Below are 23,667 nucleotides of genomic sequence, written 5' to 3'. Positions count from 1 at the left end.
CTCCATTACATGAGCCTCCCGGGCATGAGTAGCGACAGCTGTGGGAACATCACCAGAAGTACAAGGAAGACAAGGATGGCCGCGAAATACGGAATGGAGGCGCGTGCAAAACTGCCGGTCTTGACATCGAGAATACCGCAAACCGTGAACATGATGATCCCCACGGGCGGCGTCAGTCCGCCCAGATTGATCAGGGTGACGATCAGGATCCCCATGTGAACCGGGTCGTATCCGGCATGGACGAGCACCGGAAGGACAATCGGCGTTATCAACAGGATGTTGGCGGCTCCTTCAAGGAACATGCCGCTGACGATCAGCAGTACGACGATCAGGATGAGGATCATCACCGGCTGGCTTGTCAGCGAGGTGACGAATTCGGTGATCTGTTGCGGTCCGCGTTCGATGGTGACGGCATAGCCGAGCACTGCCGCCATCATGATGAGCAGCATCACCATGCCAAGATCGGCGACAGTGTCCTTCATCGCATCGTAGAGTGCCTCAAGGGTGAGTTCACGATGGATGAAGAAACCGACGATCAGGGCATAGAAGGCCAGGAACGCGCCTGCTTCCGTGGCCGTGAAGAAGCCGAAGCGGAAGCCGACGATGAGGATCACCGGAAAGGCGATCGCCCAGATGCTGTCCAGAAAGCTGGCCGACAGTTCCCTGAATGTCGGCAGGGTCTCGAGATCGGGCGCGTAGTTGTTTCTCTTGGCCACAAGCCATGCGGTGATCATCAGGATCACGGTCAGCAGGATGCCGGGAATGACGCCTGCCAGGAACAGCCGTCCGATGGAGACTTCGTTGATGAATCCGAAAAGGATGAGGCCGATGCTGGGCGGTATGGTTGCGGTGATCACCGAGCCGAAGGCGATGACGGCGGCGGCGGCGGCCTTGGAGTAGCCGCCCTGATTGATCATCCCCGGCCCGAGCAGGCGCGCTTCCATGCCGGCGTCGGCGACCGCCGATCCCGAGATGCCGCCCATCAGCATGCTCAGCACGATGGAGACCTGGCCGAGTCCGCCAGCCATCCAGCCGGTGAGCAGCCGGGCAAAATTGACGAGGCGACTGGTGATGCCCGTCGCATTCATGAGGTTGCCCGAGAGGATGAAGAACGGGACAGCCAGCAGCGGGAAACTCTGCGTCGCCGTCACCATCTTCTGCACCGCGACGGTCGGCGGCATGGTTCCGGTGAGCACGAAGACCGGAATGGACGCCAGCGCCAGCGCAAAGGCAACCGGCATTCCCACGACCAGGAAAAAGGCGAACAGCCCGCCAATCAGTAGCAACATGTGTGAATCCGCCGTTATCGACTGAGTTGAATGAGCCGGGCGACAAGTGTCCGCACGAGAAGTGCGAAGCCGAGCACCATCGAGGCGTGAAAGATCGAGCCGGGGATCTGCAGGGCGCCGTCGAGGCGCGGATGCATCAGGATCATGTTCTTCCAGGCATAGCGAAGCAGGAAGACCAGGAGACCGATCATGATGACGATGTTGGCGCCCTCGATCAGCCGGCGCGCCCGCGGCGGCACATTGTCGAGGATGATCTCGAGGCCGAAGTGCCTCTCGTCCTGCATGGCCAGGTCGATGGCCAGTACGCAGAGCCAGAGAAACATCAGCTGGGCGACTTCCACCGACCAGATGATCGGCCAGCCGAGGGCCCGGGCTATCGACCCGCCGCCGACGAGCAGGACTATGCTCGTCAGCAGGAGCGAAGCGGATGCGAATTCGATCCGTCTCAACATGTGGATTTTCCGTATTGTCCAGTGAACTGGGAGTTGTCGGCAGGCAGGCTCAGCGCCCGAGCACCCGGTCGACGATCTTGGCTTCGTTCTCGAGGTTGAGGGTCGCGTAGACACCTTTGACCGCGTCCTTGAAGGGCGCCAGGTCGATATCATCGACGGCCAGGCCGGCGGCCGCGACCTTCTCGAGCGACTCGGCCCCAAGCTTTATGGTCAGGTCGGACGCATATCGACCGGATTCGACCGCGAGATCGCGGACGATCTTCTGGTTTTCCGGCGAGATCTCATCCCACCCGGCGGCAGATACCACGAGCGCGGTCACCAGCTGGATGTGTCCGGTCCTGGTGACGACCTTGACGACCTCGAACAGTTTCGCGCCGGTGATCGCCGTCGGCTGAGCCTCGGCTGCGTCAATCGCTCCAAGCTGCAGCGCCGAATAGACCTCACCCCAGGCCATCGGTGTCGGTTCGGCTCCCATGGCCTTGATCGTTTCGATCCAGACCGGAGCGCCGATGGTGCGCATGCGGATGCCCTTGAGATCCGCGGGTGTGGTGACAGGCACTTGCGTGAGGAGATGGCGCGGGCCCTGGTACCAGTTGGACGCGAGCATCACGAGGCCGGATTTCTCCTTCAGTTCGTCGCCCCATCCGAGATATTCCGGGGACAGGGAGAACCTGTCGGCCTGCTCGTAGGTGTCGAACAGGAACGGCGCCGACATGATGGCGAGCGACGGAACGAAACTCGAAAGCCGTGCGACGTCGGTGATCGTGCCGACGCTGGCGCCGGCGCGGGCCTGGTCGATCATCTCGGTGGTGTCGCCGAGCTGCGAACTGTGGAAGATCTCGATCCTGACTTCACCGGCAGTCGCGGTCTCGACATCGGTCTTGAACTTCTCGAGTCCCTGACCCATCGGATCCTCGGGCGCCAGAACGGTTCCGATCTTCAGGGTCACGGCGGCATGCGCCGGGATGGCAAGTCCCAGCGAAAGAGTTGCGGCGAGACAGAGGCTGAGCGCCCCAGCGATGATCTTCATTTGATATCCTCCCGAAATCATTTGATTGTGCTGAACTGAAATATTAGTTGCGCTAGGGTATTAATTTGATAATTTCGTCCGTGTCAAGAACGTTCTAGGCTGGCCGAGGCCGAAGTCGATTTCCCCTGCAAGGTCCCGGATGCTCACCATCATCACACCCTCCATCCGATTGAGTTCAACCCTGGACTGCGCGGCGGAACTCGGTGAAAGCCCGGCCGTCGACCATGCCAGGGGGCAGGTCTGGTGGGTGGACATCACCGGACGACGGCTCCACCGGACGGAAATCGAGACGGGTGGCGCGAGATCCTGGACCATGCCGGAAGAGCCGGGATTCGTTGTCCTCGATGCGGCGGGCTGGCCTGTGCTCGGCATGGAAACCGGCCTCTTCGCCTTTGAGCCACTGAGCGGATCGCTGCAGAAACTGCTGGAGCAGCCGCGCGCGGGTCACCGGTTCAACGATGCCACGGTCGATGCCGGCGGAATTCTCTGGGTCTCGACGATGTCGCTTTCCGCAGACGAAGGTGCGGGCAGCATCTTTCGCATTGCCGCCGATCTTGTGCTTGTCCCTGTCGTCGAGGGGTTGACCATTCCCAACGGCATGGCTGTGGATTGCGGAAGGCGACGGCTCTACTTCTCCGACTCCCACCGCGATGTCCGGACCATCTGGACGGCCGGCCTCTGTGAGGATGGCGAGGTCGGCGAACCGGCCGTGTTCGCGGACATGAAGGCAATGGCGGGGAGGCCGGACGGCGCGGCGCTGGATGCGGCCGGCCGCTACTGGATTGCCGCTGTCGACGGCGCTGCGCTGGAGGTTTTCTCACCCGACGGCGACCATCTCTTCGAAGTCCCGCTTCCCGTAAACTGCCCGACGAAACCGGCATTCCACGGCGAGCGCCTGGACCAACTGGTCGTCACATCCAAACGCGACACCGCGCATGGCGGGCGGCTTGCCTTTCTTTCCTTCGAGAAGGACTTTGTTCGCGGCACGCACCAGGCAAGGTGGAGCCGGACTTCGCCGCGCGGCCGCATAGAGCGGTTCCAGACGAAGTGAAGTTCACTTCGTCGCAGGACAAGGCGGCTCATCAAGAGCTTGGAGCGCGTCTGCGATTCAATGAGCAGCAGAAGCGCTCCAGCGGTCAGCTGCCCGGCCGCCTGCCAGCCGGTGCCCTCGCAGGGGGCCCTCTGCGCAGCCGGATCGAAAGGCTCATCTCTCGAGATAGGCAGCGAGTTCGTCTGGCGTTCCGTGCGGAAACGCCTGCCTCAAATGGTCGAGGAACGCCGAAACGCGGGCGCTGAGCAGCCGGCGCGTCGGATAGAGCGTCCAGAGGGCAATCTCCGACCCCTCCACGTCGCCCCACAGCACCAGCCTGCCGTCTGCGACATCCTGGCTGACGAGGGATATGGGCAGGCGTCCCGCACCCACGCCCATGCGCACGGAGTCGCGAACCATGATGAGCGATGACAGGCCGAGCACCGGATTGACCGGGATCGTCGATCGGCCCGCGGGCGTCATCACGGTCCAGGCGTCGCCTCGTCCCGCCGCTCCGCGAACAACGGCGGGAACAGCCGAACCGTCTGCCGGCAGCGTCAAGGCCGGGCTTGCCACCACCACCAGCCGGTCGCGCAGGAAGATTCGTCCGACGAGGTTTTCATCCGGCTCGGGATTGACCCTTATCACCAGGTCATAGGCTTCCTCGATCATGTCGACGGCGCGGTCCTCGGTCGTGACCTCGAGCCGGACATCGGGATATCTGAGCGCAAACCCTGCGGCGAGCCTGCCCATCGCGGTCTGGGAGAACAGCAGAGGCGCGCTGATGCGCAACCGGCCGCGCGGGCTTTGCCCACCGGAGGCGATTGCCGTGGCCGTCTCGTCAAGCTCGGTCAGCAGGCGGCTGGTGCGCGCGAACAGCGCGCGCCCTTCCTCGGTCAGCTTCAGCGCGCGGGCGCCACGCTCGAACAGGCGAAGCTCAAGGCCTGCTTCCAGATCGGCGACGCGGCGGGAGAGCGTCGCCTTTGGCCTGCCTGCGGCGCGCGCGGCTTTGCCGAACCCGCCGTGACGGGCGACCAGGTTGAAATCGGCAAGCGCAAGAAGATCCATGTGTTCCACCAGTGAGACGGTTCGTCCAGTTATAGCGGCTATCGGCATGAATGTGGATCGCTATTTTCAGGGGGCAAGCAGATCTCAACCAAGGCAATCCCAACTCAGGAGACCACCATGACCATTCTCGTAACCGGCGCGACCGGCAATGTCGGAAGCAACGTCGTCGAACAACTCGTCACGCGCGGAGCCGATGTGCGCGCGCTCGTCCGCAACCCCTCGAAGGCCCGCTTTGCGGCAGGAGTCGAGCTCGCCGAGGGCGACCTGCTCGACGTCGATTCGCTGCGCCACGCATTCTCTGGCGTCACCACGCTGTTCCTGCTGAACGGGGTGGTGGCGGATGAATACACCCAGGCGCTGATCGCGCTCAACGTCGCCCGCGAGGCCGGGATCGAGCGGATCGTCTATCTGTCGGTGATCCACAGCGACATCTATGTCAACGTGCCGCACTTCGCCGGCAAGTTCGGCGTCGAGCGGATGATCGCCGAGATGGGGATGGGCGCCACCATCCTGCGCCCGGCCTACTACATGGACAACGAGATCACGATCAGGGACGTTATCGCCAGCTACGGCATCTACCCCATGCCGATCGGCGACAAGGGTCTCGCCATGATCGACGCGCGCGACGTCGGCGAGGTCGCGGCGATCGAGCTCATCCGCCGGGACCGGTCGCCGGCGCCGCTGCCGATCAGCCGCATCAACCTGGTCGGCCCGGACACGCTGACGGGCGCCGATGCGGCAGCCATCTGGTCGGATGTGCTGGGGCGCCCGATTGCCTATCCTGGCGAAGATACCGCCGCGTTCGAGCAGAGCTTGCGGCAGGTCATGCCGGGCTGGATGGCCTTCGACATGCGGCTGATGGCCGAACGCTTCCTGTCCGACGGCATGCTGCCCGAGGCCGGCGATCGCGAACGGCTGACCACGCTGCTCGGCCGTCCGCTGCGCTCCTATCGCGACCATGTCGCGCAGATCGCCGGCTGAGCCACCAATCCCGATCCATCCCTCCAGTCCCATCCACCAAGGACCATCGACATGATCTATTCAACCGCCACCGTCCGGGTGAACCCCGAAGGCGAAACCGAACTTACCCGCGAACAGGTCTGGCAGGGCCTCGAACTCAAGGCCCGTGACGCGCGGCTGTTCCTTCCGGCCGGCCTGTGCAGCCGCTGCGACGTCACCGAGGAGAGCGCGACGCACTTCGTCCGCGAGGCCACCATCGCCGGCGCCGAGCTGCGCGAGATCATCACGCTCGAGCCGCTGCAGAAGGTCACCTTCTTCCAGGCCACCGGGCCGCGCGAGGGCGCGATCGTCAACGAGCTGTTCGAGGATGAAACCGGCGCACTTCAGCTCAGGTTCTACTGCTATCTCGGGCTGCGCGGCAGGCAACCGGACGGCCCCGAGGAACGGGCCGAGCAGGCGCTCTTCGACAGCGACAAGGGCTACAGGGCCGCGCTCCTGTCCACGCTCAGGCGCACCCGCGAGCTGCTCGCCGAAGGCAGGCTCTGATCCGGGCGGTTCGCTCATCGCCGCGGGTCGGCACGACCCGCATCGCTCCCGGCAAGGCCATAGCCTGCCGGGAACTGCAAAGGGCTGTCGGCGCGCGCGTGCCGGGGTGGCGGGCAAGGAAGGCGGGTGCATCGGTATCTGCCTGTCTCGACGCGGCGATGTCGGAGGTCGGCACCTGGGGCGGAGGACGCTGCTAGGCCGGAACGTAGGTCAGCCTGATCGCGGATTCACCGATCCGGGCGTGGGCCACAAGCCGCAGCGGCGGCCGGGGGCCGGAAAAGAACGGCTTGCCGCCACCCAGGACCCTGGGCATCAAATAGAGCCGGTACTCATCGATCAGGCCGAGTTCGGTCAGTTGCCCCGCCAGATCCGGCCCGGCGACATCAATCTCGCCCTGATGCTCGCCTTTCAGCTTTCGCACGAAGGCTTCGAGATCGCCGTCGATCAATGTTGCATTCGGCCCGACTGCCTTCAGGGTCCGGGAGGCGACCCATTTCGGCTGTGCCCGCCAGGCTGCCCCAAAGTCCAGCCCTGTCTCGTCCTGGCCGGGTTGGTCCTCCTCCCAGTAGCGCATGATTTCATAGATGCGCCGGCCATAGAGGCAACCGGCGACGCTCCTGACGTGATCGTTGAAGTGGCGATGCAGCACGTCGTCAGGCACCGGCAGACCGGGCCCGCTTTCGGGACCAGCGATATAGCCGTCGAGTGACTGCATCATTCCGAACACCAGCCTTGCCATGTCGAACCTCCCACTGACGGGCGATGTGAAAAACACCTTCATTCGCGCCCTGCAGCTTGATATCAATCGACGGCACCGGAAACCACTTCGATTTTGCAACCGGTCCGGGGAGGCGATTGAATGCACAGGCGACGTTCAGGATGTCCGATCAACCTCACGCTGGAGACCTTCGGCGACCGCTGGAGCCTGATCATCCTTCGCGACCTGATGTTCGGCCACAACCGCACATTCCGTGGTTTGCTTGGCGAAAACATCGAGGGGATCGCCTCGAACATTCTTGCCGACCGGCTCAAGCGCCTGACCGCCAACGGACTGCTCTCGCGCAGCGCTGATCCGGGACACAAGCAGAAATTCCATCACACGCTGACCGAGAAAGCGATCGAGCTTGTGCCGATGATGGCTGTCATGGGTGGCTGGGGCTTGCGGCACACGTCCGCATCGGAAGAGCTCTCCGTCCGCGCCAGGATCCTCGAGGACGGAGGTCCGCAATTGTGGGACGAGTTCATGCAGGAACTCAGGCACCTGCATCTCGGTGCTCCGGCCCCGAAGCGGTCGGTCTCCGCCGCATTGCAATCCGCCTACGAAGCTGCGATGGCCCGGCGCAGGCCGTCAGCGCATGGCCCGGTGCACCGGTGACCCCCTACATCCAGCCCTTCCGCCGGAACCACAGATACGGCACCACGGCTGCCACCACCATGGCGCCGATCGCCGCCGGGTAGCCCCAGGCCCATTCGAGTTCAGGCATGTTGCGGAAATTCATGCCGTAGATGGTGGCGATGAAGGTCGGCGGCAGCAGCACGACGGCGGCGATGGAGAAGATCTTGATGATGGTGTTCTGCTGCACCGAGATCAGCCCCAGCGAGGCGTCGAGCAGGAAGATGATGTTGCCCGAGACGAAGGCGGCGTGCTCGGACAGCGACTGGGCGTCGCGGCTGATCGAGCGGCAGCGCTCCTTGAGCGTCTTGTCGGCGCGGAACTCCGGCTGGGCTTGCAGGAAGCTCGCGACGCGAGAGAGCGACATCAGGCTCTCGCGCGCCTTGGCCACCAGCCGCTGCAGCAACGCGATCTCGACGAGCCTCGCCTCGAGGTCGCGCGTGGCGCGATCGGGGTGGCTGTCGGCTCCGGTCGAGAACACCCGCGCCGACACGCCGTCGGCGGTGCGGCTTGCCTGTTCGAGAATCTCGGCGGTGCGGTCGACGATGGTCTCGATGAGCCGGGTGAGGATGTCGCCCGGGCCGTTGCCGTCCCGGCTGCGGCACAGGCTTGCGGTGAAAAGCCTGAAGGCGCGCGGGTCGGCGTAGCGCACCGAGACCAGCGTGTCGGCGGAGAGCACGAAGCCGACATCGGTGACATCGGGAAAATCCGTGTCGGTGCGGTAGGCGACGCCGAGGGTGAGGTAGAGCGCGCCGTTCTCGGTGTAGAGCCGACTCGACGGCTCGATGTCGCGCAGCTCGTCGCGGCTCGGGATCTCGAGGCCGAGCGCCGCCTCGACGCGGAGCTCCTCGTCGTGGCTGGGATTTTCGAGATCGTACCAGGCGACAACCCGGCCAGGGGGCGGGGTGCCGTCCTCGCCGGGCAGGATCTCGCTGCCGTCGCGGTCGAACATGCGGATCATCGGGCGCTTCCTTCCGGACTGGTTCCGGCGACGGGCAGACCGGACGCCGCCCGGACAGGGGCAAGCGGAACGGCGGGACCGACCGTAACGGCGGAGGCGATCACGGCGGTCTTGCGGGTCATGGCCGGGGTGCCGCGGCGTCGAAGGCCGCATCGACCGGGATCTGCAGCGCCGTGGCCAACTGGTTGGTCTTGCCGGCAAGCCCGATGATGGCGAGCAGTTCGCCGTACTGCTCGCCGCTCATGCCCTTGGCGCGGGCGGCGGCGGTGTGGGAGTGGACGCAGTAGCCGCAGCCGTTGGCGACGGAGACGGCGATGTAGATCATCTCCTTGGTCAGCGGATCGATCGACGACGGCGTGCCCATCACCGCCTTGACCTCGGCCCAGGTGCGCTCGAGCAGCGCCGGATCGACGGCCAGCCAGCGCCAGATGTTGTTGATGAAATCGGTGTTGCGGCTCCGCCGGATGTCCTCGAAGACGGCGCGGACGCGCGGGTCGGTCTCAGGGTCGGCGGCGGGCAGGTGAGTGGTCATGGTCGCATTCCCGTGCTGGATTTGTCGCTGTGTATCTAGCATGGCGCCGGCGGTTGGCCATGGCAAAACCGGAGCGTGGCAAAGTCCGTGACGGACAGCCGCGCACCGGGGGTGTTGGCTTTTTCCGCTGCCGTCCTATCTGACCGGAGGGCGGCGTCGCGTGCGCCCGTCCGAGCCATTCAACGAGGGAGCCATCGCATCATGACCGACAGATCCAGCTCAGACCATCCGGCAATGCCCGAGATCACCCAGCAGATGATCAAGGCCTATGACGACTACACCCATCTCACGCTCGACCGCCGCCGCTTCATGGAGGAACTGACGCGGCTGGCCGGGTCGGGCGCCGCGGCCGCGGCCATCGCGCCGATGCTGGCGGCAAGCCAGGCGCAGGCGGCGCTTGTCGAGGACGGCGATCCGCGCATCTCCGCCTCCGAGGCGAGCTTTCCCGCTCCCGGCGGCGAGATGCAGGCCTATCTGGTGCGGCCGGCCGACGCCTCCGGACCGCTGCCGGCGGTGCTGGTCATCCACGAGAACCGGGGGCTCAACGAGCACACCCGCGACATCGCCCGGCGGCTGGCGCTGGAAGGTTTCATGACGCTGGCGGTGGATTTCCTCTCACCGGTCGGCGGCACGCCCGCCGACGAGGACAAGGCGCGCGAGATGATCGGCCAGCTCGACGGCGCCCGGACCACGGCCAATGCGGTGGCCGCGGCGCGCTGGATGGCCGACCGTCCGGACGCCTCGGGCGCGGTCGGCGCCGTCGGCTTCTGCTGGGGCGGTGGGCTGGTCAACCAACTGGCGGTGCACGATCCGGATCTTGACGCGGGCGTCGCCTATTACGGCCGGCAGGCCGAGGCGGACGACGCGGCGAAGATCCAGGCAGCGCTGCTGCTGCACTATGCCGGGCTCGACGAGCGCATCAATGCCGGCATCGAGGCCTACCGGAGCGCGCTCGAAGCGGCCGGCAAGGACGTCACCATCCATGTCTATGACGGCGTCAACCACGCCTTCAACAACGACACCTCGGCCGCCCGCTACAACAAGCCGGCTGCCGACCTCGCCTGGAGCCGGACGGTGGAGTTCCTCAAGGCGAAGCTCGGCTGACGAAAGCGACCCGCGCGCCCTCCTGGCGGCGCGGGGGGCGAAAATCGCGGAAAAGTCATCAAACCATGGCGATTCCGGGACAAAGCCGCGCGGTTGGACGGTTTTGGGTTGTCAGGAGTGAAAGGCGTGGGCTAGACCGGGGGCATCCTCCCGCCTTCCCGCGCCAGCAGATCAGAGTCCCATGACCCGTCAGACCCAATTGGTTCCGCCCACCGTCAGCACCCGCGACGACGGTCCGCCGCCGGGCGAGCGCGAGGTGACGCTGGCGACGCTGGTCGGGCTGGCCTTCCTGGTCGGGCTGGTCGCCGCCGCCGGCGCCATCGCCTTCAAGTACCTGATCGCGATCATCTACAACATCTCTTTCTACGGCCTGTTCTCCTTCCATCTCGACCCGAATGTCTATGGCGAGCCGAGCCCCTGGGGGCCTTTCATCATCCTGGTGCCCATCATCGGCGGGCTGATCGTGGTCTGGCTGGTGAAGAGCTTCGCGCCCGAGGCCAAGGGGCACGGCGTGCCGGAGGTGATGTATGCGATCTACCACAATTCCGGCAACATCCGCGGCATCGTCGCGGTGGTCAAATCCTTTGCCTCGGCGCTGTCGATCGGCACAGGCGCCTCTGTCGGCCGCGAGGGTCCGATCATCCAGATCGGCTCCTCCTTCGGCTCGACGCTGGCGCGCCGTCTCGGCCTGATCCGTTCGCAGAAGATCATCCTGCTGTCGGCCGGCGCCGGCGCCGGCATTGCCGCCACCTTCAACACGCCGCTCGGCGGCGTGCTGTTCGCCGTCGAGGTGCTGCTGCCTGAAATCTCGCCGCGCAGCTTCCTGCCGGTGGTTGCCGCCACCGCCACCTCGACCTATGCCTATCGCCAGGTGATCGGCGCCGACGCCGCATTCGAGATTCCGCTGTGGACGCAGATGCCGGTCTCGAGCGCGGTCAACTTCGCCGAGATCGGCCTTGCCGCCTTCACCGGGGTGGCGCTCGGCGTCGCCGCCTTCCTGTTCGTGCGCGTGCTCGAATTCATGGAGGACAAGTTCGAGGAGATGCGGTTCAGCGAGTATCTGCGCAACGTGCTCGGCATGGCCACCGTCGGGATCCTCGGCTATCTCTTCATGCTGACCTCCGGCCACTACCACGTGCTCTCGGTCGGCTATGCCACCATCCAGGACATCCTCTCCGGCAACCAGATGGGCGTGGTGCTGCTGGTGGCGCTGTTCATCGCCAAGATGCTGGCGACCACCATCTCGCTGGGGTCGGGCGCGTCGGGCGGGATCTTTTCGCCCAGCCTGTTCATGGGGGCGACGCTGGGGGCGGCCATCGGCACGGCGGGCCAGTGGCTGATGCCGGGCGCCGGGCTGTCGGTGCCGATGTTCGCCATGATCGGCATGGGCGCCATGGTCGGCGCCGGCACCTCGGCGGCGATGACGGCGATCGTGATGATCTTCGAGATGACGCGCGACTACAACATCATCCTGCCGCTGGTGCTCGCCGTGGCGATCGCGCTCGGCGTCCGCAGGGCGCTTGTGGCCAATGACATCTACACCATCAAGCTGCGCAAGCGTGGCCGCGCCATCCCCACGGACCGGACCACCAACATGTTCCTGGTGCAGCCGGCGCGCGAGGTGATGTCGCGCAATTTCAACGTCCTCGAAACCGGCATGAGCGTCGCCGACGCGCTCACCCGCGTCGATGTCGAGACCAACCGCGTCATCGTCACCGACGGCCAGCGCATCGTCGGCTATGTGCGTTTCGCCACCATTCCCTACCAGGCCGACCGCTTCAGCGGCCAGACCCTGGGCGAGATCATGAAGACCGACTTCGTCATCGCCACGCCGGCCTCCAACCTCAATTCGGTGGTCACCCGCATGAGCCGGCGCGAGCGCAGTTTCGCCATCGTCGTCGACACGCCGGCCGGCGTGCCGCGGGCCGAGGACGTCGTCGGCGTCATCGACCGCGAGGAGCTGGCGCAGGCGGTGGTGCGAAACCATTATTCCTGATTCCTCAAGCGCTCCTGCTTTTCACTCAATCGCAGAAGCGCTCCAGGTTTTTGATTCGACGCATTGTCCTGCGACGAAGTGAAATTCACTTCGTCTGGACTTGCTCCAGCCGGCGGCTCGTGGGGCAGCCGGCGGTCCTCGTCACGGCTTGCGCACAATGGCGATTGCGCGGCCGGCCCGCTCGGGCCGGGGCAGGGTGGCATGGCTGTCCGCCATGGCCACGAGCTGCGCCATCACGTCGTCGGGCATCGGCGCCACCTTCGGCCCCGTCATGTCGATGTGCAGATGCAGCGATTCGGAGGTGGCGGCGAGCCAGCCATCGGCGTGGCGGAGCTCCTGGAAGAGGTGGATGCGCTTTGCGTCGTGGTCGATCCACTGCGCCGTCGCCCAGACCATCGATCCGGGCTTGAGCTCGCGGACGTAGCAGACATGGGCTTCGGCGGCGAAGAAGCTGAGATTGCGGCTCTCGCGGTAGTCCGGCCCGCAGCCGAACCTTTCGAACAGCAGGTCCAGCGCCTGGTCGAAGAGCACATTGTACCAGGCCATGTTGAGATGGCCGTTGTAGTCGAACCAGTCAGGATCGAGGCCGCGGGGGGGCGTGCGAAAGGGGGCGTCGAATGGCATGCGGTGCTCCTTCGGTGGCGGATATGGCGCTTCGGGGCCGGCCAAAACGCCAAAGCCGGTCCCGATCGGCCAAACGGGCTGGACAAGCGGGCCGGGGTTTGCACATTACGCCAACAGGTTCGTGCGGCAAGCGCCGGACCGAATTGGGCTTTGCGCCCCGGAGGTAGGCATGGGACTGGGTGATCCGGACATCGGCACGCGAAACGAAGCCGGCATTGCCGCGGTCATCGGCGTGCTGCGGCAGCGACTGGGCGATCGGCTGCAGACCGGCGAGGCGCTGCGCGGCCAGCACGCCCACACCACCACCTTCATACCGCCGCAACTGCCCGACGCGGTCGCCTTCGTGCAGTCGGCGGAGGAGGTGCGGACCGTGGTGCGTGCCTGCGCCGATCACCGCGTGCCGATCATCCCGTTCGGCACCGGCACATCGCTCGAAGGCCAGATCAACGCGCCGCAGGGCGGCATTTCCATCGACATGTCCGGCATGGCGCGAATTCTTTCGGTCAACAGCGAGGATCTCGACTGCACCGTCGAGCCCGGCGTCACCCGCGTCGACCTCAACACCCATCTGCGCGACACCGGCCTGTTCTTCCCGATCGATCCCGGTGCCAACGCCTCGATCGGCGGCATGGCGGCGACGCGGGCCTCGGGAACCAATGCGGTGCGCTACGGCACGATGCGCGAGAACGTCATCGCGGTGACCGCGGTGATGGCCTCGGGCGAGGAGATCCGCACCGCCCACCGGGCACGCAAGTCCTCGGCCGGCTATGACCTGACCCGGCTGATGGTCGGCTCCGAGGGCACGCTCGGCGTGATCACTTCGGTCACGCTCAGGCTGCAGGGCATCCCGCAGGCCATTTCCGGCGGGGTCTGTCCGTTTCCGACGGTGGAGGCGGCCTGCAATGCGGTGGTCATGACCATCCAGATGGGCATTCCTGTGGCGCGGATCGAACTGCTCGACGGGCTGCAGATGAAGGCGTGCAATGCCTATTCGAAGCTTGACTATCCGGAAGGACCGGCGCTGTTTCTCGAGTTCCACGGCTCGGACGCCGGCGTGGCCGAGCAGGCCGAGACTTTCGACGCCATCGCGCGGGACTGCGGCGGCGGGCCGTTCCTGTGGACCAAGGAGCCCGAACGGCGGACACAATTGTGGAAGGCCCGCCACGACGCCTACTGGGCGGCCCTGCATCTGCGGCCGGGCTCGAGGGCGATCGCCACGGATGTCTGCGTGCCGATCTCGCGGCTCGCCGAATGCGTGGTCGCCACCCAGGACGACATCGCCAGCGCCGGACTGATCGCGCCGATCGTCGGGCACGCCGGCGACGGCAATTTCCACGTCTCGGTGCTGATCGACGGCGACAACCCGGCCGAGGTTGCCGGCGCCAAGACCTTCATCAGCCGGCTCAATGCCCGGGCGCTGGCAATGGACGGCACCTGCACCGGCGAGCATGGCATCGGCCAGGGCAAGCGGCCCTATCTCATCGAGGAGATGGGGGCCGGAATCGCGGTGATGCGGCAGATCAAGCAGGCGCTCGATCCGCACAACATCATGAATCCGGGCAAGATCTTCGCGTTCGACGCATGATGGGCAGGGCCGGGGCCAGGTCGATTCCGGAAAGTCGCGCCGGCCATCGCCGGCCATGCCGGACTCGCGCCGATGCCGCGACATGGTCTAGATTGCGGGCCACCGTCGCTTGTCGACCGCCTGGCGCTCTCGGCCCGCACGCGGACAGCGGCGCACGCTGCGCAGCGCTGCCGCACAATGAGGAGGACTAGAACTGGCCCGGCTGTTTGTGTTCATCGGAGGTCTGCTGGTGCTGGCGCTGTTTTCGGCGCTGATCGGACCGTATTTCGTGGATTGGGGCAGCTACCGCACCGCCTTCGAGACCGAGGCCAGCCGAATCCTGGGCCAGCCGGTGAAGGTGCGCGGCAGCGCCGACGCGCGGCTGCTGCCTTTTCCGTCGCTCACCTTCTCCGACGTCGCCGTCGGCGAGGGCGCCGACGGCCAGCCGATGATGACGATCGACCGCTTCTCGATGGACGCGGAACTGGCGCCGTTCCTGCGCGGCGAGGTGCTGATCTTCGACATGCGCGTCGACAATCCGACGGCCACCGTGCGGATTCTTCCCGACGGAACCATCGACTGGGCGCTCAAGCACCGGCCCGCGACGCCCGGGGAGACCGTGGTGCTTGAAAAGGTCACGGTGTCGGATGCCAGAATCCGGCTCGTCGATGATCAGAACGGCCGGACCCAGAGCCTCGAGGCGCTCAATGCGGTGATGTCGGCGCGGTCGCTGAGCGGCCCATGGCTGATCGACGGCACGGCGAGCATTCTCGGACAGTCGGGCGCGTTTTCGATCTCGACCGGAACGGTCGCCGAGGACGGCTCGGTGCGCATGCGGCTCAGGTTGTCGCCGGACGGTCGCCCGATGCTGCTGGAGGCGGAAGGCGACGCGCGCATTGCCGACAGCAAGCCGCGCTATGACGGCGGCTTCACGCTACAGGTGCTGCAGGCGGCCCAGTCCGCCGCGACCGAGGTCAAGCCGCTGGTGGTGGCCAAGGGGTCGTTCGAGGCCGACAACGAACGGCTGAGGATCCCCGACTACCGGATGGAGATCGGCACCAGCGCCGATCCCTATGTGGTCACCGGCGAGGCGACCATCGACACCGGCCCGAAGCCGGAATTCCTGATCCTGGCCGACGGCCAGCAGGTGGACATGGACCGGCTGGCGGCCGACGCCGGCGAGGCGGACGCGCCGCCTGTGGCAGCCGCCGTGCCGCTCGCCGATCGCATCGCGCTCCTGCGCGACCTGATTTCGCAACTGCCGCCGCCGCCACTGCCCGGACGGGTTTCGATCGCGCTGCCCGCGGTGGTGGCGGGCGACACCACTGTGCGTGACGTGGCGATCGATGCGAGACCCGACGGCGACGGCTGGCAGATCGACAAGCTGACGGTCAACCTGCCCGGCCGCACCACGGTGGAAGCGAGCGGCCGGCTCGACCTCGGCCAGGACACAGGGTTTGCCGGCAGCCTCGTTGTTGCGTCGAGCCAGCCGTCGGGCCTGTCCAACTGGCTGTCCGGGGATGTCGATCTGGTGATCCGCAGGCTGCCGGCGGCCGGTTTCTCGGCCAATGTCAACCTGACCTCGCGGCTGCAGCGCTTCGAGGGCCTGGAAGTGGCCGTCGGGCCCGCAATCCTGAAAGGGCGGCTAGAGCGACAGTCCCCCGAATCGGGTCCGCCCTCGCTCTCTGTGGAACTTGCCGGCGACACGTTCGACGTCGACGCCATCCGCGCACTGGTGCTGCTGGCGGGCGGCAAGGCGCAGGGCGCCGAGTCGGAGCTGTTTGCCAGCCACAACATCTCCGGCCGCATCCGGGCGGGCAGGCTCGCCATCGACGATGTCACGGTCGGCGGCTTCGATTCCGTCTTCGTGTGGAAGGATGGCGACCTCGCGCTCGAGCGGCTGGCATTCGAGGATCTGGCCGGAGCCGCAGGCTCTTTCCGGGGCCAGGTCGGGGGCAGCCTGGTCGCGCCCGTGGGCGAACTCGCCGGCCGTCTCACCGCGGCGACCGCGGACGGACTGTTCGCGCTGGCGCGCAAGCTAAGCGGCGGTCACGGCGTCATCGAGCGGCTTGCCGCCAACTCGATGGGCTATGACGACCTCACCCTCGACCTGAAACTCGGCTTCAACAGCGATTCGGGCCCCGACCTCAGCCTCAGCGGCACGGCCGGTGGCGGGCAGATTTCGGTGCAGGCCTCCGGCGCGGGGCTGATGCCCGATCGCGGCGGCGCCCGCCAGATCAGCGTCAAGGCCAGCAATCCGGCCGCCTGGCGGTTGCTCGAGCAGGCGGGCTTTGCCGTGCTGCCGCTGGACGGCTACGGCCCGGCCGAGCTGGAGATGAGCCTGACGGCCGGGGCGCAGTCCAGCGGCGTCAAGGACAACGACATGGCCATCGTCGCGACCCTGACGGCGCCCGATTTCGTCATGTCCGCCAACGGCAACGGATCAATCCCGGCCAACGGCCCGATGACCGGCAGGTTCAGCCTCGGCATCTCGGCGGGTGACGCAGAGCCGATGCTGACGCTGTTCGGCCAGGCGCCGCCGCGGACCGAGGCCGGCCTCGTGCTGGAAACCAATGCCGCCCTCGAGATGACCGGGACGAGCCTGGTGCTGTCGGAGATGGAGGGGGTGGCCGGCGGCAACGCGTTTTCGGGTGCCCTGTCCTTTGACCGCCAGGCGGCGGAGCTGTCGGCCAGCGGCGAGCTGAAGCTCGATGAGGCCGACCTGGCCTGGCTTTCGGAGCTGGTCCTGGGGCCGGAGAGCGGCGCGGCCGGCGAGGGCAACTGGAGCGCTTCGCCGTTCCTGGCGCCGGTGCCGGGCGGGCCGCGCGCGGCGCTGACCCTCGAGGTCGGCCGCTTCGACATGGGGCGCGCTGGCAGCGCGGACGGACTGACGACGACGATGACGCTCGCTCCCGGCGCCCTGACGCTGGCCGACGTCAAGGCCGGCTGGCTCGGCGGACGGCTGAGCGGTGAGATGAGTCTCAACAATCCCGACGGCACTGCCTATCTGTCCGGCAGGCTCGCGGTGGACGGCGCCGACTTCGCCAGGGCGCTTGGCGCCATCGGGACCAAGGTGCCGGCGCGAGCCGCGGCCGGGCTGCAGGCCAACATCGAAGGCAGCGGCGGCTCGATGCAGCAACTGGTCGGCTCGCTCTCTGGCGGCGGCCAGATGGTGCTCGACTCGCTGACGCTGGAGGGCATCCACACCGGCGCGCTGAGCCGGATCCTCGGCGCGGTCGACCAGCAGGAGGCGAGGCCGGAGACGGCGGCGGTGTCGGCGATCGTGACCGAGGCGATGGGCGGCGGCGAAGTGGGCGCGCGGCATGTGGTGATGCCGTTCTCCATAACCGGCGGCGTGCAGCGGTTCGCGCCGGTCTCCATCAGCGACGAACACGCCACCATGTCGGCGGACGGCCGCATCGACCTCGCCTCGCTCAGGATCGACGCGGGACTGCAACTGACCTTCGAACCGGGCGTCGAGGCCGTGGCGGGTTCCGATCCGTCGGTGACCTTCCGCGTCGAAGGCCTGGTCTCGGATCCGGGTGTGAGCCTCGACGCCACGGCGCTGACCAATTACCTCTCTGTGCGGGCCTTCGAGCGCGAACGGCGCAAGGTCGAGTTGCTGCAGGCCGGCGTTCTCGAAAAGCAGCGGATGCGGCGCGAACTGAGCCTGCTGGCCGAGCGCGCGGACGATCGCGCCGCCGAGGCCAGGCGCAAGGCTGAGGCGGAGGCGGCGCGCAAGGCGGCGGAAGCCGAGGCCGCGGCTGCGGCCGAAGCGGAAGCCGCGCGCAAGGCCGAGGAAGAGCGTGCCGCCAGGCTGGCTGCCGAGGAGGCTGCCGCGAAGGCGGCGGCACAGGCCGAGATCGAGCGTCAGGCGGACGAGAAGAAGGCCGCTCAGGCGGCGGCGGAAGCCGCGGCCGCCCGCGAGGCCGAGGAAGCCCGCAAGGCAGAGGCAGCCAGGGCTTTAGACGCTGGCACGCCCGGCGACGTCAGCCGGCAACCGGCGCCCGCGCCAGGGCCTGGAGCGGAGCCGATGGTGCCCACCGACCCGAACCAGCTGGATTTCCGGAATCTTCCCGGTGTCGAAGACCCGATCCGGAACCTCATCGCGCCGAACTGAGCTCTTCGTGTTGTGAATCAGAGGCCTCGGCCGGGAAGGCCTTATTCGCGGTGGCTCAGCGCCCAGTCGAGTACTCTGAGCCGTATCATCGAGGAGAGGTTGCCGTCTCCGGTGCGTCCTGCATCGATCTCGGCGACCAGCGCGGCCACCGGCATGCCGCGCTCGGCCGCCATGCGCCTGAGGCAGGTCCAGAAGCGGTCTTCGAGCGAGAAACTGGTCCGGTGTCCGGCGATCGAGACGGAACGCTTGCGGTTTTGCTGGTCGCTCACTTCGGATCGGGTTCGTCGACCGCCGGGTCGCGCCGGCCGCCGTCGAGGCGACGTTTGGCCTGGTCGTTACGGGCGCGGGCCAGGTCGCGCTCCGCCTTGGTGCGGCCGTGCTCGAAGCGGTTGCGTTCGGCCGCGGCCTCCTTCTCGGAGCGGTCGCGGCGCTTGCGGGCCTGTCGGAGATTGATCACCTCGCCGGCCATGGCTTCGGCTCAGGGCTTCTTGCGGAACGCGTCGAGCGAGACCACGTCGGCGCCGGGCTTGGCCTCGCCGTCGCCCGCCTGGCCGGCATCGCCGTCGGCGGACTTGTCCCCGGTGACAGCCGGCTCGATCAGGCGGTCGATGGCCGACGCCATGTCCTCGTCGCCGCCGTCATTGGCCGCTTCCTCGACAGCGGTGTCGAATTCGAGTTCGAAATTGACCGACGGATCATAGAAGCCGCGAATGGCCGAGAAGGGAATGACCAGCTTCTCGGGCTTGTCGGAGAACGAAAGACCGATCTCGAACAGGCTCTCGGTCACCTTCAGTTCCCAGAACTGATGCTGCACCACGATGGTCATCTGTTCCGGATAGCGTTCCTTCAGCGCCGTGGAAATGCGCACGCCGGGCGCTTCGGTCATGAAGGTGATGAAGAAATGGTGCTCGCCGGGAAGATAGCCGGTCACAGCCACTTCGCTCAACACCTTGCGGATGACGCCGCGCAGGGCGTCCTGGGCAAGGATGTCGTATCGGATATGGTCCTGCGGCATGCGTTCGCTCTTTCCTGGCTCTGTGTCCGCCGGCCGGGCCGGGGCTTCTGCTTCCAACTGGCGCGGCCATGCGTCGAGCGCTGCGGCACCGGTAATCTGCTTTTCCTATAGACGGAAACGACGGCTGCCGAAAGCCATCGCTTGGCGCTGTCTGATGTCGTCAACTGGAAAAGGTGGAGGTTTCTGTTGCCAGGTACCTCCGAACCCCGCCCAAGAGTGCGACCCCTTAGGACTTAGTTTGAAGTGTCACACCGCAATTAAGCAGCGAGACGAGCTTCCGCATAGTTGTCATTTGCAACTACAAGTTTAGTCCGATAACGGTGGTACAATGCCGAGCAAAAAGACGATCTTTACACCCTCGTCGATCCTGTTTCGCCCCCAGCACAATCCGGCCGCATCCGTGGCCGTTGAGATCCGACGGTTTCGCCGGATTGTGGTGGAGGCGCCGGGTACCGCCCCCGGGTCCGAATGGTTTATTTCACCGCTCATTTATCGCCATATCCGCTTGCGCGGCACTCCCTATATAGGATGCCCGGTCGCCAGTGAAAAGGGGGCATCTGGCCCTCCGGCAAAATCCGGCTATTGACAGCTCCATGAGCATTCACAAACATGAGGGTGGGATCAGTGGAGGGTTTTCCAGGGTCCTTTCGGATCCTGAACCATGGGAGAAGTCTTCATGACCGATTACACCGCCGACGTGAAAATCTACGATGCCAATGCTTCCGACGAGGCGATCGGCAAGATCGTCAGACATCTGGGGATCGCGCTACGCAGCCGCGACGCGTCGATGGTGTCCTGCTCGGATCCGACGGAGCTTGCCCGCGTGGCGGAAAAATGGTGCGGCAAGAAGCTCGGTGTGACCGGTGACGCAGCCGATGCGGCGGTGGCCAAGGTCTGCGAGACGATGAAGGCCGACCGCTCGAAGGCGCGCGTCACGTTCTACTATCTGGTGGCCAAGGAACTGGGCAAGCTCGACGCCCTGTGACCAGCGGCAGTCCGTAAAGCGAAGGCCGACGCGGATGCGATGGTTTTCCTCCCCCGCGCTCGGGGGAGGTGCCGGCGGAGGGGGCTGATTTAAATCGCCGCGGGGTGTTCACCTGGCCCGCAGTCCAGCGCCAGAAATTGCAGGTGAGGGGGTGTGGCCGCGCGCCTAACCTTCGTGCTGCGCACATTCATACAGGTCCGCGCCATCAAAACGGATGGCCCCTCAGATGTGCGAGGCCGCGGCTCGCCCGGGGCGATGGGCCACGGCAAGTCTAGGCAGCCCGCGGCTCCGGTGCTAATCTTCCGCCAGTCTGTCGGAGCGCGATGCGATGTCTGAACGCGGCATTTCAATCCTTGTCGGCACCACCAAGGGCGCCTTTGTGCTGTCGGGGGACCGGAACCGCGGCGGCTGGAGCGTCGAGGGCCCGTTCTGCGGCGGCTGGCCGATCAACCACATGATCGGGGACCCCGAAACGGGCACGCTCTGGGCCGCAGGCGGAAGCGACTGGAACGGCGCAGGCGTGTGGCGCTCGCCCGACGGCGGCAGGACCTGGGCGGTGACGCGGCTCACCCGCGGCACGATCGACGACTGGGCGGCCAGGGATCCCGGCTTTGCCGCGATGATCGGCTGGACGGAGGAAGAGCTGCCCTTCGGCAGCGACTTCTCGCAGATCTGGTCGCTTGGCCTTGCCCACGGCACGCTCTATGCGGGCACGAAACCGGCCAGCCTGCTGGCCAGCCGCGACGGCGGCAGGAGCTGGGACAGGGTCGACGGCCTGACCGACCATCCGTCCGCCGGCAGCTGGGACCCCGGAGCGGCGGGGCTGGTGCTGCACACCATCATCTCCGATCCGGCCGACGCGCGAAAACTCTGGGTCGGCATCTCGGCGGCGGGCGTCTTCGCAACCGAGGACGGCGGCAGGACCTGGGAGCGCCGCAACCGGCTTTCCAACGCCGAGGCCTGCGCCGGCCACGATTATCCGGCGGGGCCCCGCGACGGCGAGATCGGCCATTGCGTGCACAACATGATGCGGGCTCCGGGCGACACCGACCTGCTGTACCAGCAGAACCACCACGGTGTCTGGCGATCCAACGATGGCGGTCGCAACTGGGACGACATCACCGCCGGGCTGCCCTCGACCTTCGGCTTTCCGATCCGGGTTCATCCGCGCGATCCGGCCACGCTGTGGACGCTGCCGCTCAACGGCGACAGCCAGGGACGGTTTCCGCCCGATGCGAAGGCGGCGGTCTGGCGGTCGCGCGACGGCGGCGAAAGCTGGCAGGACCTCCGCGAAGGCCTGCCGCAGCAGAGCTGCTATTTCACCGTGCTGCGCCAAGCCATGGCCGGCGATGCGCGCGAACCGGCGGGCGTCTATTTCGGCACCAACAGCGGCTCGATCTTCGCCAGCCTCGACGAGGGCGAGCGCTGGGAGGAGATCGCGCGGCATCTGCCGACCGTGCTGTGCGTGGAGACGCTTGATCGCGGACAGGCGGCGGGATAATGCGCCATCGGCGTTTCGACGGCGCGCCAACTCCGCTACCATGCTGCCAACTCGAATCACAAAGCGGTTTTCATGCGGCAATATCAGGATCTTTTGAGTCATGTGCTCGCCAAGGGCAGTGACCGCGGCGACCGCACGGGGACGGGCACGCGCAGCGTCTTCGGCCACCAGATGCGCTTCGATCTGGCGGACGGTTTTCCGGTGCTGACCACCAAGAAGCTGCATCTCAAGTCGATCATCCACGAACTGCTGTGGTTCCTCAGGGGCGATACCAACGTCGCCTATCTGCATGAGCATGGCGTGAAGATCTGGGACGAATGGGCCGACGAGAACGGCGATCTCGGTCCGGTCTACGGCGCGCAGTGGCGCTCCTGGCCGGCGCCGGACGGCCGCCGGATCGACCAGATCGCCCATGTGGTGGAGCAGATCCGCTCCAATCCGTCCTCGCGTCGCCACATCGTCAGCGCCTGGAACCCGGCCGAGGTCGACGAGATGGCGCTGCCGCCGTGCCACTGCCTGTTCCAGTTCTATGTGGCCGACGGCAGGCTGTCCTGCCAGCTCTACCAGCGCTCGGCCGACATCTTCCTGGGCGTGCCCTTCAACATCGCCTCCTATGCGCTGCTCACCATGATGGTGGCGCAGGTGACCGGGCTCAGGGCCGGCGACTTCGTCCACACGCTCGGCGACGCGCATCTCTACGCCAATCATTTCGAGCAGGCGCGGTTGCAATTGACGCGGCAGCCGAAGCCGTTGCCGACCATGAAGATCAACAGCGAGGTCACCGATCTGTTCGCCTTCAGCTACGAGGATTTCACTCTGGCGGACTACGCGCCGCATCCGCATATCTCAGCCCCGATCGCGGTCTGAGATGGCGGAGGGCGCAATCGACGTCGTGCTGGTAGTGGCCATGGCGGACAACCGCATCATCGGTGCCGACGGCGGCATGCCCTGGCGGCTGCCCACCGACCTCAAGCGGTTCAAGGCGGTGACGCTGGGCAAGCCGGTGATCATGGGCCGGAAGACGTGGGAATCGATCGGCAGGCCATTGCCCGGCCGCGCCAACATCGTCGTGTCGCGATCGGCGAGCGCCCTCGAGGGGGCGGAGGTGGCGGCATCGCTCAACGATGCGCTGGTGCTCGCCCGCGCGCACGCGGCGGCTGCGGGCGCCGGGCAGATCTGCATCATCGGCGGCGGCGAGATCTATCGGCAGGCAATGGACCTCGCCGATGAGCTGGTGGTCACCCATGTGTCCGCCGAGCTCGACGGCGACACGGAGTTTCCCGAGATCGATCCCGAGATCTGGCGCCGGATCTCGGAAATCCCGATCCATCCCGGCGAACGCGACAGCCATGCGATGGTTTTCGCCAATTATCGCCGCCACAGGTGACGGATGGTGCGAATTCGCGCCGATTCAGGGCAAAGCGCGGTCAGGCGCGTTGAAAGCGACGCTCGCCATCCCTATAACAGCGAGGACTGCAGGATGGCGCGGGGGAACCC

The 23,667-nt window shown here is 66.3% G+C and carries 23 protein-coding genes and 1 other RNA gene; 12 read left to right on the top strand and 12 right to left on the bottom strand.

What is annotated here, in order from left to right; genetic code table 11:
- Window positions 1-5: 5 nt before the first annotated feature.
- The 3 genes from DFR52_RS17720 to DFR52_RS17710 are packed head-to-tail and all read right to left on the bottom strand — an operon-like array spanning window position 6 to window position 2,771.
- Window positions 6-1,289: a TRAP transporter large permease gene (locus DFR52_RS17720; protein ID WP_110033320.1), complete on the bottom strand. Its 1,284-nt coding sequence runs from the start codon at window positions 1,287-1,289 to the stop codon at window positions 6-8.
- A gap of 14 nt (window positions 1,290-1,303) precedes the next feature.
- Window positions 1,304-1,741: a TRAP transporter small permease gene (locus tag DFR52_RS17715; RefSeq protein WP_110033319.1), complete on the bottom strand. Its 438-nt coding sequence runs from the start codon at window positions 1,739-1,741 to the stop codon at window positions 1,304-1,306.
- Between the two features lie 49 nt (window positions 1,742-1,790).
- Window positions 1,791-2,771, bottom strand: a complete 981-nt coding sequence (locus tag DFR52_RS17710; RefSeq protein ID WP_110033318.1) for a C4-dicarboxylate TRAP transporter substrate-binding protein — start codon at window positions 2,769-2,771, stop codon at window positions 1,791-1,793.
- Window positions 2,772-2,910: 139 nt separating this feature from the next.
- Here DFR52_RS17710 and DFR52_RS17705 point away from each other — a divergent pair, with 139 nt between their 5' ends.
- On the top strand, window positions 2,911-3,822 hold the full coding sequence (locus tag DFR52_RS17705; RefSeq protein WP_110033317.1) for an SMP-30/gluconolactonase/LRE family protein: 912 nt from the start codon (window positions 2,911-2,913) through the stop codon (window positions 3,820-3,822).
- A gap of 153 nt (window positions 3,823-3,975) precedes the next feature.
- Here the strand turns inward: DFR52_RS17705 and DFR52_RS17700 are convergent, their stop codons facing one another.
- Complete coding sequence (locus DFR52_RS17700) at window positions 3,976-4,869, bottom strand: LysR family transcriptional regulator (protein ID WP_110033316.1); 894 nt, start codon at window positions 4,867-4,869, stop codon at window positions 3,976-3,978.
- Between the two features lie 117 nt (window positions 4,870-4,986).
- On the opposite strand from DFR52_RS17700, the gene DFR52_RS17695 reads away from it, so the two are divergent.
- The gene (locus tag DFR52_RS17695) at window positions 4,987-5,850 is read left to right on the top strand and encodes an SDR family oxidoreductase (RefSeq protein ID WP_110033315.1); all 864 of its coding nucleotides are present in this window, start codon (window positions 4,987-4,989) and stop codon (window positions 5,848-5,850) included.
- A 51-nt stretch (window positions 5,851-5,901) separates the two neighbouring features.
- Window positions 5,902-6,375 carry an AtaL-like protein gene (locus DFR52_RS17690; protein WP_110033314.1) on the top strand — a complete coding sequence of 158 codons (474 nt, stop codon included), beginning with the start codon at window positions 5,902-5,904 and terminating at the stop codon, window positions 6,373-6,375.
- A gap of 193 nt (window positions 6,376-6,568) precedes the next feature.
- Here DFR52_RS17690 and DFR52_RS17685 read toward each other — a convergent pair whose 3' ends face one another.
- Window positions 6,569-7,114: a dihydrofolate reductase family protein gene (locus tag DFR52_RS17685; protein ID WP_110033443.1), complete on the bottom strand. Its 546-nt coding sequence runs from the start codon at window positions 7,112-7,114 to the stop codon at window positions 6,569-6,571.
- A gap of 120 nt (window positions 7,115-7,234) precedes the next feature.
- Between DFR52_RS17685 and DFR52_RS17680 the strand changes: the two genes are divergently transcribed.
- Window positions 7,235-7,750: a winged helix-turn-helix transcriptional regulator gene (locus tag DFR52_RS17680; protein ID WP_110033313.1), complete on the top strand. Its 516-nt coding sequence runs from the start codon at window positions 7,235-7,237 to the stop codon at window positions 7,748-7,750.
- 4 nt (window positions 7,751-7,754) lie between these two features.
- Here the strand turns inward: DFR52_RS17680 and DFR52_RS17675 are convergent, their stop codons facing one another.
- Both DFR52_RS17675 and DFR52_RS17670 read right to left on the bottom strand, forming a co-directional pair.
- Window positions 7,755-8,729, bottom strand: coding sequence for a magnesium transporter CorA family protein (locus tag DFR52_RS17675; protein WP_110033312.1), 975 nt, complete (start codon window positions 8,727-8,729; stop codon window positions 7,755-7,757).
- 118 nt (window positions 8,730-8,847) lie between these two features.
- Window positions 8,848-9,261 (bottom strand): carboxymuconolactone decarboxylase family protein, encoded by a 414-nt coding sequence (locus DFR52_RS17670; protein WP_110033311.1) that lies wholly within the window; start codon window positions 9,259-9,261, stop codon window positions 8,848-8,850.
- 201 nt (window positions 9,262-9,462) lie between these two features.
- On the opposite strand from DFR52_RS17670, the gene DFR52_RS17665 reads away from it, so the two are divergent.
- Both DFR52_RS17665 and DFR52_RS17660 read left to right on the top strand, forming a co-directional pair.
- Complete coding sequence (locus DFR52_RS17665; RefSeq protein WP_245415386.1) at window positions 9,463-10,365, top strand: dienelactone hydrolase family protein; 903 nt, start codon at window positions 9,463-9,465, stop codon at window positions 10,363-10,365.
- Window positions 10,366-10,546: 181 nt separating this feature from the next.
- Entirely contained in the window at window positions 10,547-12,361 is a 1,815-nt protein-coding gene (locus DFR52_RS17660; protein WP_110033310.1) for a chloride channel protein, read from the top strand.
- A gap of 141 nt (window positions 12,362-12,502) precedes the next feature.
- Here DFR52_RS17660 and DFR52_RS17655 read toward each other — a convergent pair whose 3' ends face one another.
- Complete coding sequence (locus DFR52_RS17655) at window positions 12,503-12,985, bottom strand: thioesterase family protein (RefSeq protein ID WP_110033309.1); 483 nt, start codon at window positions 12,983-12,985, stop codon at window positions 12,503-12,505.
- 169 nt (window positions 12,986-13,154) lie between these two features.
- Here DFR52_RS17655 and DFR52_RS17650 point away from each other — a divergent pair, with 169 nt between their 5' ends.
- Both DFR52_RS17650 and DFR52_RS17645 read left to right on the top strand, forming a co-directional pair.
- Window positions 13,155-14,570, top strand: coding sequence for an FAD-binding oxidoreductase (locus tag DFR52_RS17650; protein WP_110033308.1), 1,416 nt, complete (start codon window positions 13,155-13,157; stop codon window positions 14,568-14,570).
- A 208-nt stretch (window positions 14,571-14,778) separates the two neighbouring features.
- Entirely contained in the window at window positions 14,779-18,669 is a 3,891-nt protein-coding gene (locus DFR52_RS17645; RefSeq protein ID WP_110033307.1) for an AsmA family protein, read from the top strand.
- 41 nt (window positions 18,670-18,710) lie between these two features.
- On the opposite strand, the gene DFR52_RS17640 is transcribed toward DFR52_RS17645, so the two are convergent.
- The 4 genes from DFR52_RS17640 to ssrA all read right to left on the bottom strand — a co-directional run bounded on the left by DFR52_RS17640 (window position 18,711) and on the right by ssrA (window position 20,237).
- The gene (locus DFR52_RS17640) at window positions 18,711-18,938 is read right to left on the bottom strand and encodes a ribbon-helix-helix domain-containing protein (RefSeq protein WP_110033306.1); all 228 of its coding nucleotides are present in this window, start codon (window positions 18,936-18,938) and stop codon (window positions 18,711-18,713) included.
- Window positions 18,935-19,138 carry a DUF4169 family protein gene (locus tag DFR52_RS17635; RefSeq protein WP_110033305.1) on the bottom strand — a complete coding sequence of 68 codons (204 nt, stop codon included), beginning with the start codon at window positions 19,136-19,138 and terminating at the stop codon, window positions 18,935-18,937. Before DFR52_RS17635 ends, DFR52_RS17640 begins: the two co-directional genes overlap by 4 nt.
- A 9-nt stretch (window positions 19,139-19,147) precedes the next feature.
- The gene (locus DFR52_RS17630) at window positions 19,148-19,684 is read right to left on the bottom strand and encodes an SspB family protein (RefSeq protein WP_110033304.1); all 537 of its coding nucleotides are present in this window, start codon (window positions 19,682-19,684) and stop codon (window positions 19,148-19,150) included.
- 172 nt (window positions 19,685-19,856) lie between these two features.
- Window positions 19,857-20,237: a transfer-messenger RNA gene (gene ssrA / locus DFR52_RS17625) on the bottom strand.
- Between the two features lie 123 nt (window positions 20,238-20,360).
- On the opposite strand from ssrA, the gene DFR52_RS17620 reads away from it, so the two are divergent.
- The 4 genes from DFR52_RS17620 to DFR52_RS17605 all read left to right on the top strand — a co-directional run bounded on the left by DFR52_RS17620 (window position 20,361) and on the right by DFR52_RS17605 (window position 23,557).
- Window positions 20,361-20,669 carry a DUF2853 family protein gene (locus tag DFR52_RS17620; protein ID WP_110033441.1) on the top strand — a complete coding sequence of 103 codons (309 nt, stop codon included), beginning with the start codon at window positions 20,361-20,363 and terminating at the stop codon, window positions 20,667-20,669.
- 328 nt (window positions 20,670-20,997) lie between these two features.
- A complete protein-coding gene (locus DFR52_RS17615; protein WP_110033303.1) occupies window positions 20,998-22,170 on the top strand; it encodes a WD40/YVTN/BNR-like repeat-containing protein in 1,173 nt (390 codons plus the stop codon).
- Between the two features lie 72 nt (window positions 22,171-22,242).
- Entirely contained in the window at window positions 22,243-23,037 is a 795-nt protein-coding gene (locus tag DFR52_RS17610) for a thymidylate synthase (RefSeq protein ID WP_110033302.1), read from the top strand.
- Window position 23,038: 1 nt separating this feature from the next.
- The gene (locus tag DFR52_RS17605; protein WP_110033301.1) at window positions 23,039-23,557 is read left to right on the top strand and encodes a dihydrofolate reductase; all 519 of its coding nucleotides are present in this window, start codon (window positions 23,039-23,041) and stop codon (window positions 23,555-23,557) included.
- Window positions 23,558-23,667: the final 110 nt, after the last annotated feature.

This window comes from Hoeflea marina, assembly GCF_003182275.1.
Lineage (GTDB): Bacteria > Pseudomonadota > Alphaproteobacteria > Rhizobiales > Rhizobiaceae > Hoeflea > Hoeflea marina.
This window is presented reverse-complemented; position numbering and strand designations above follow the sequence as displayed.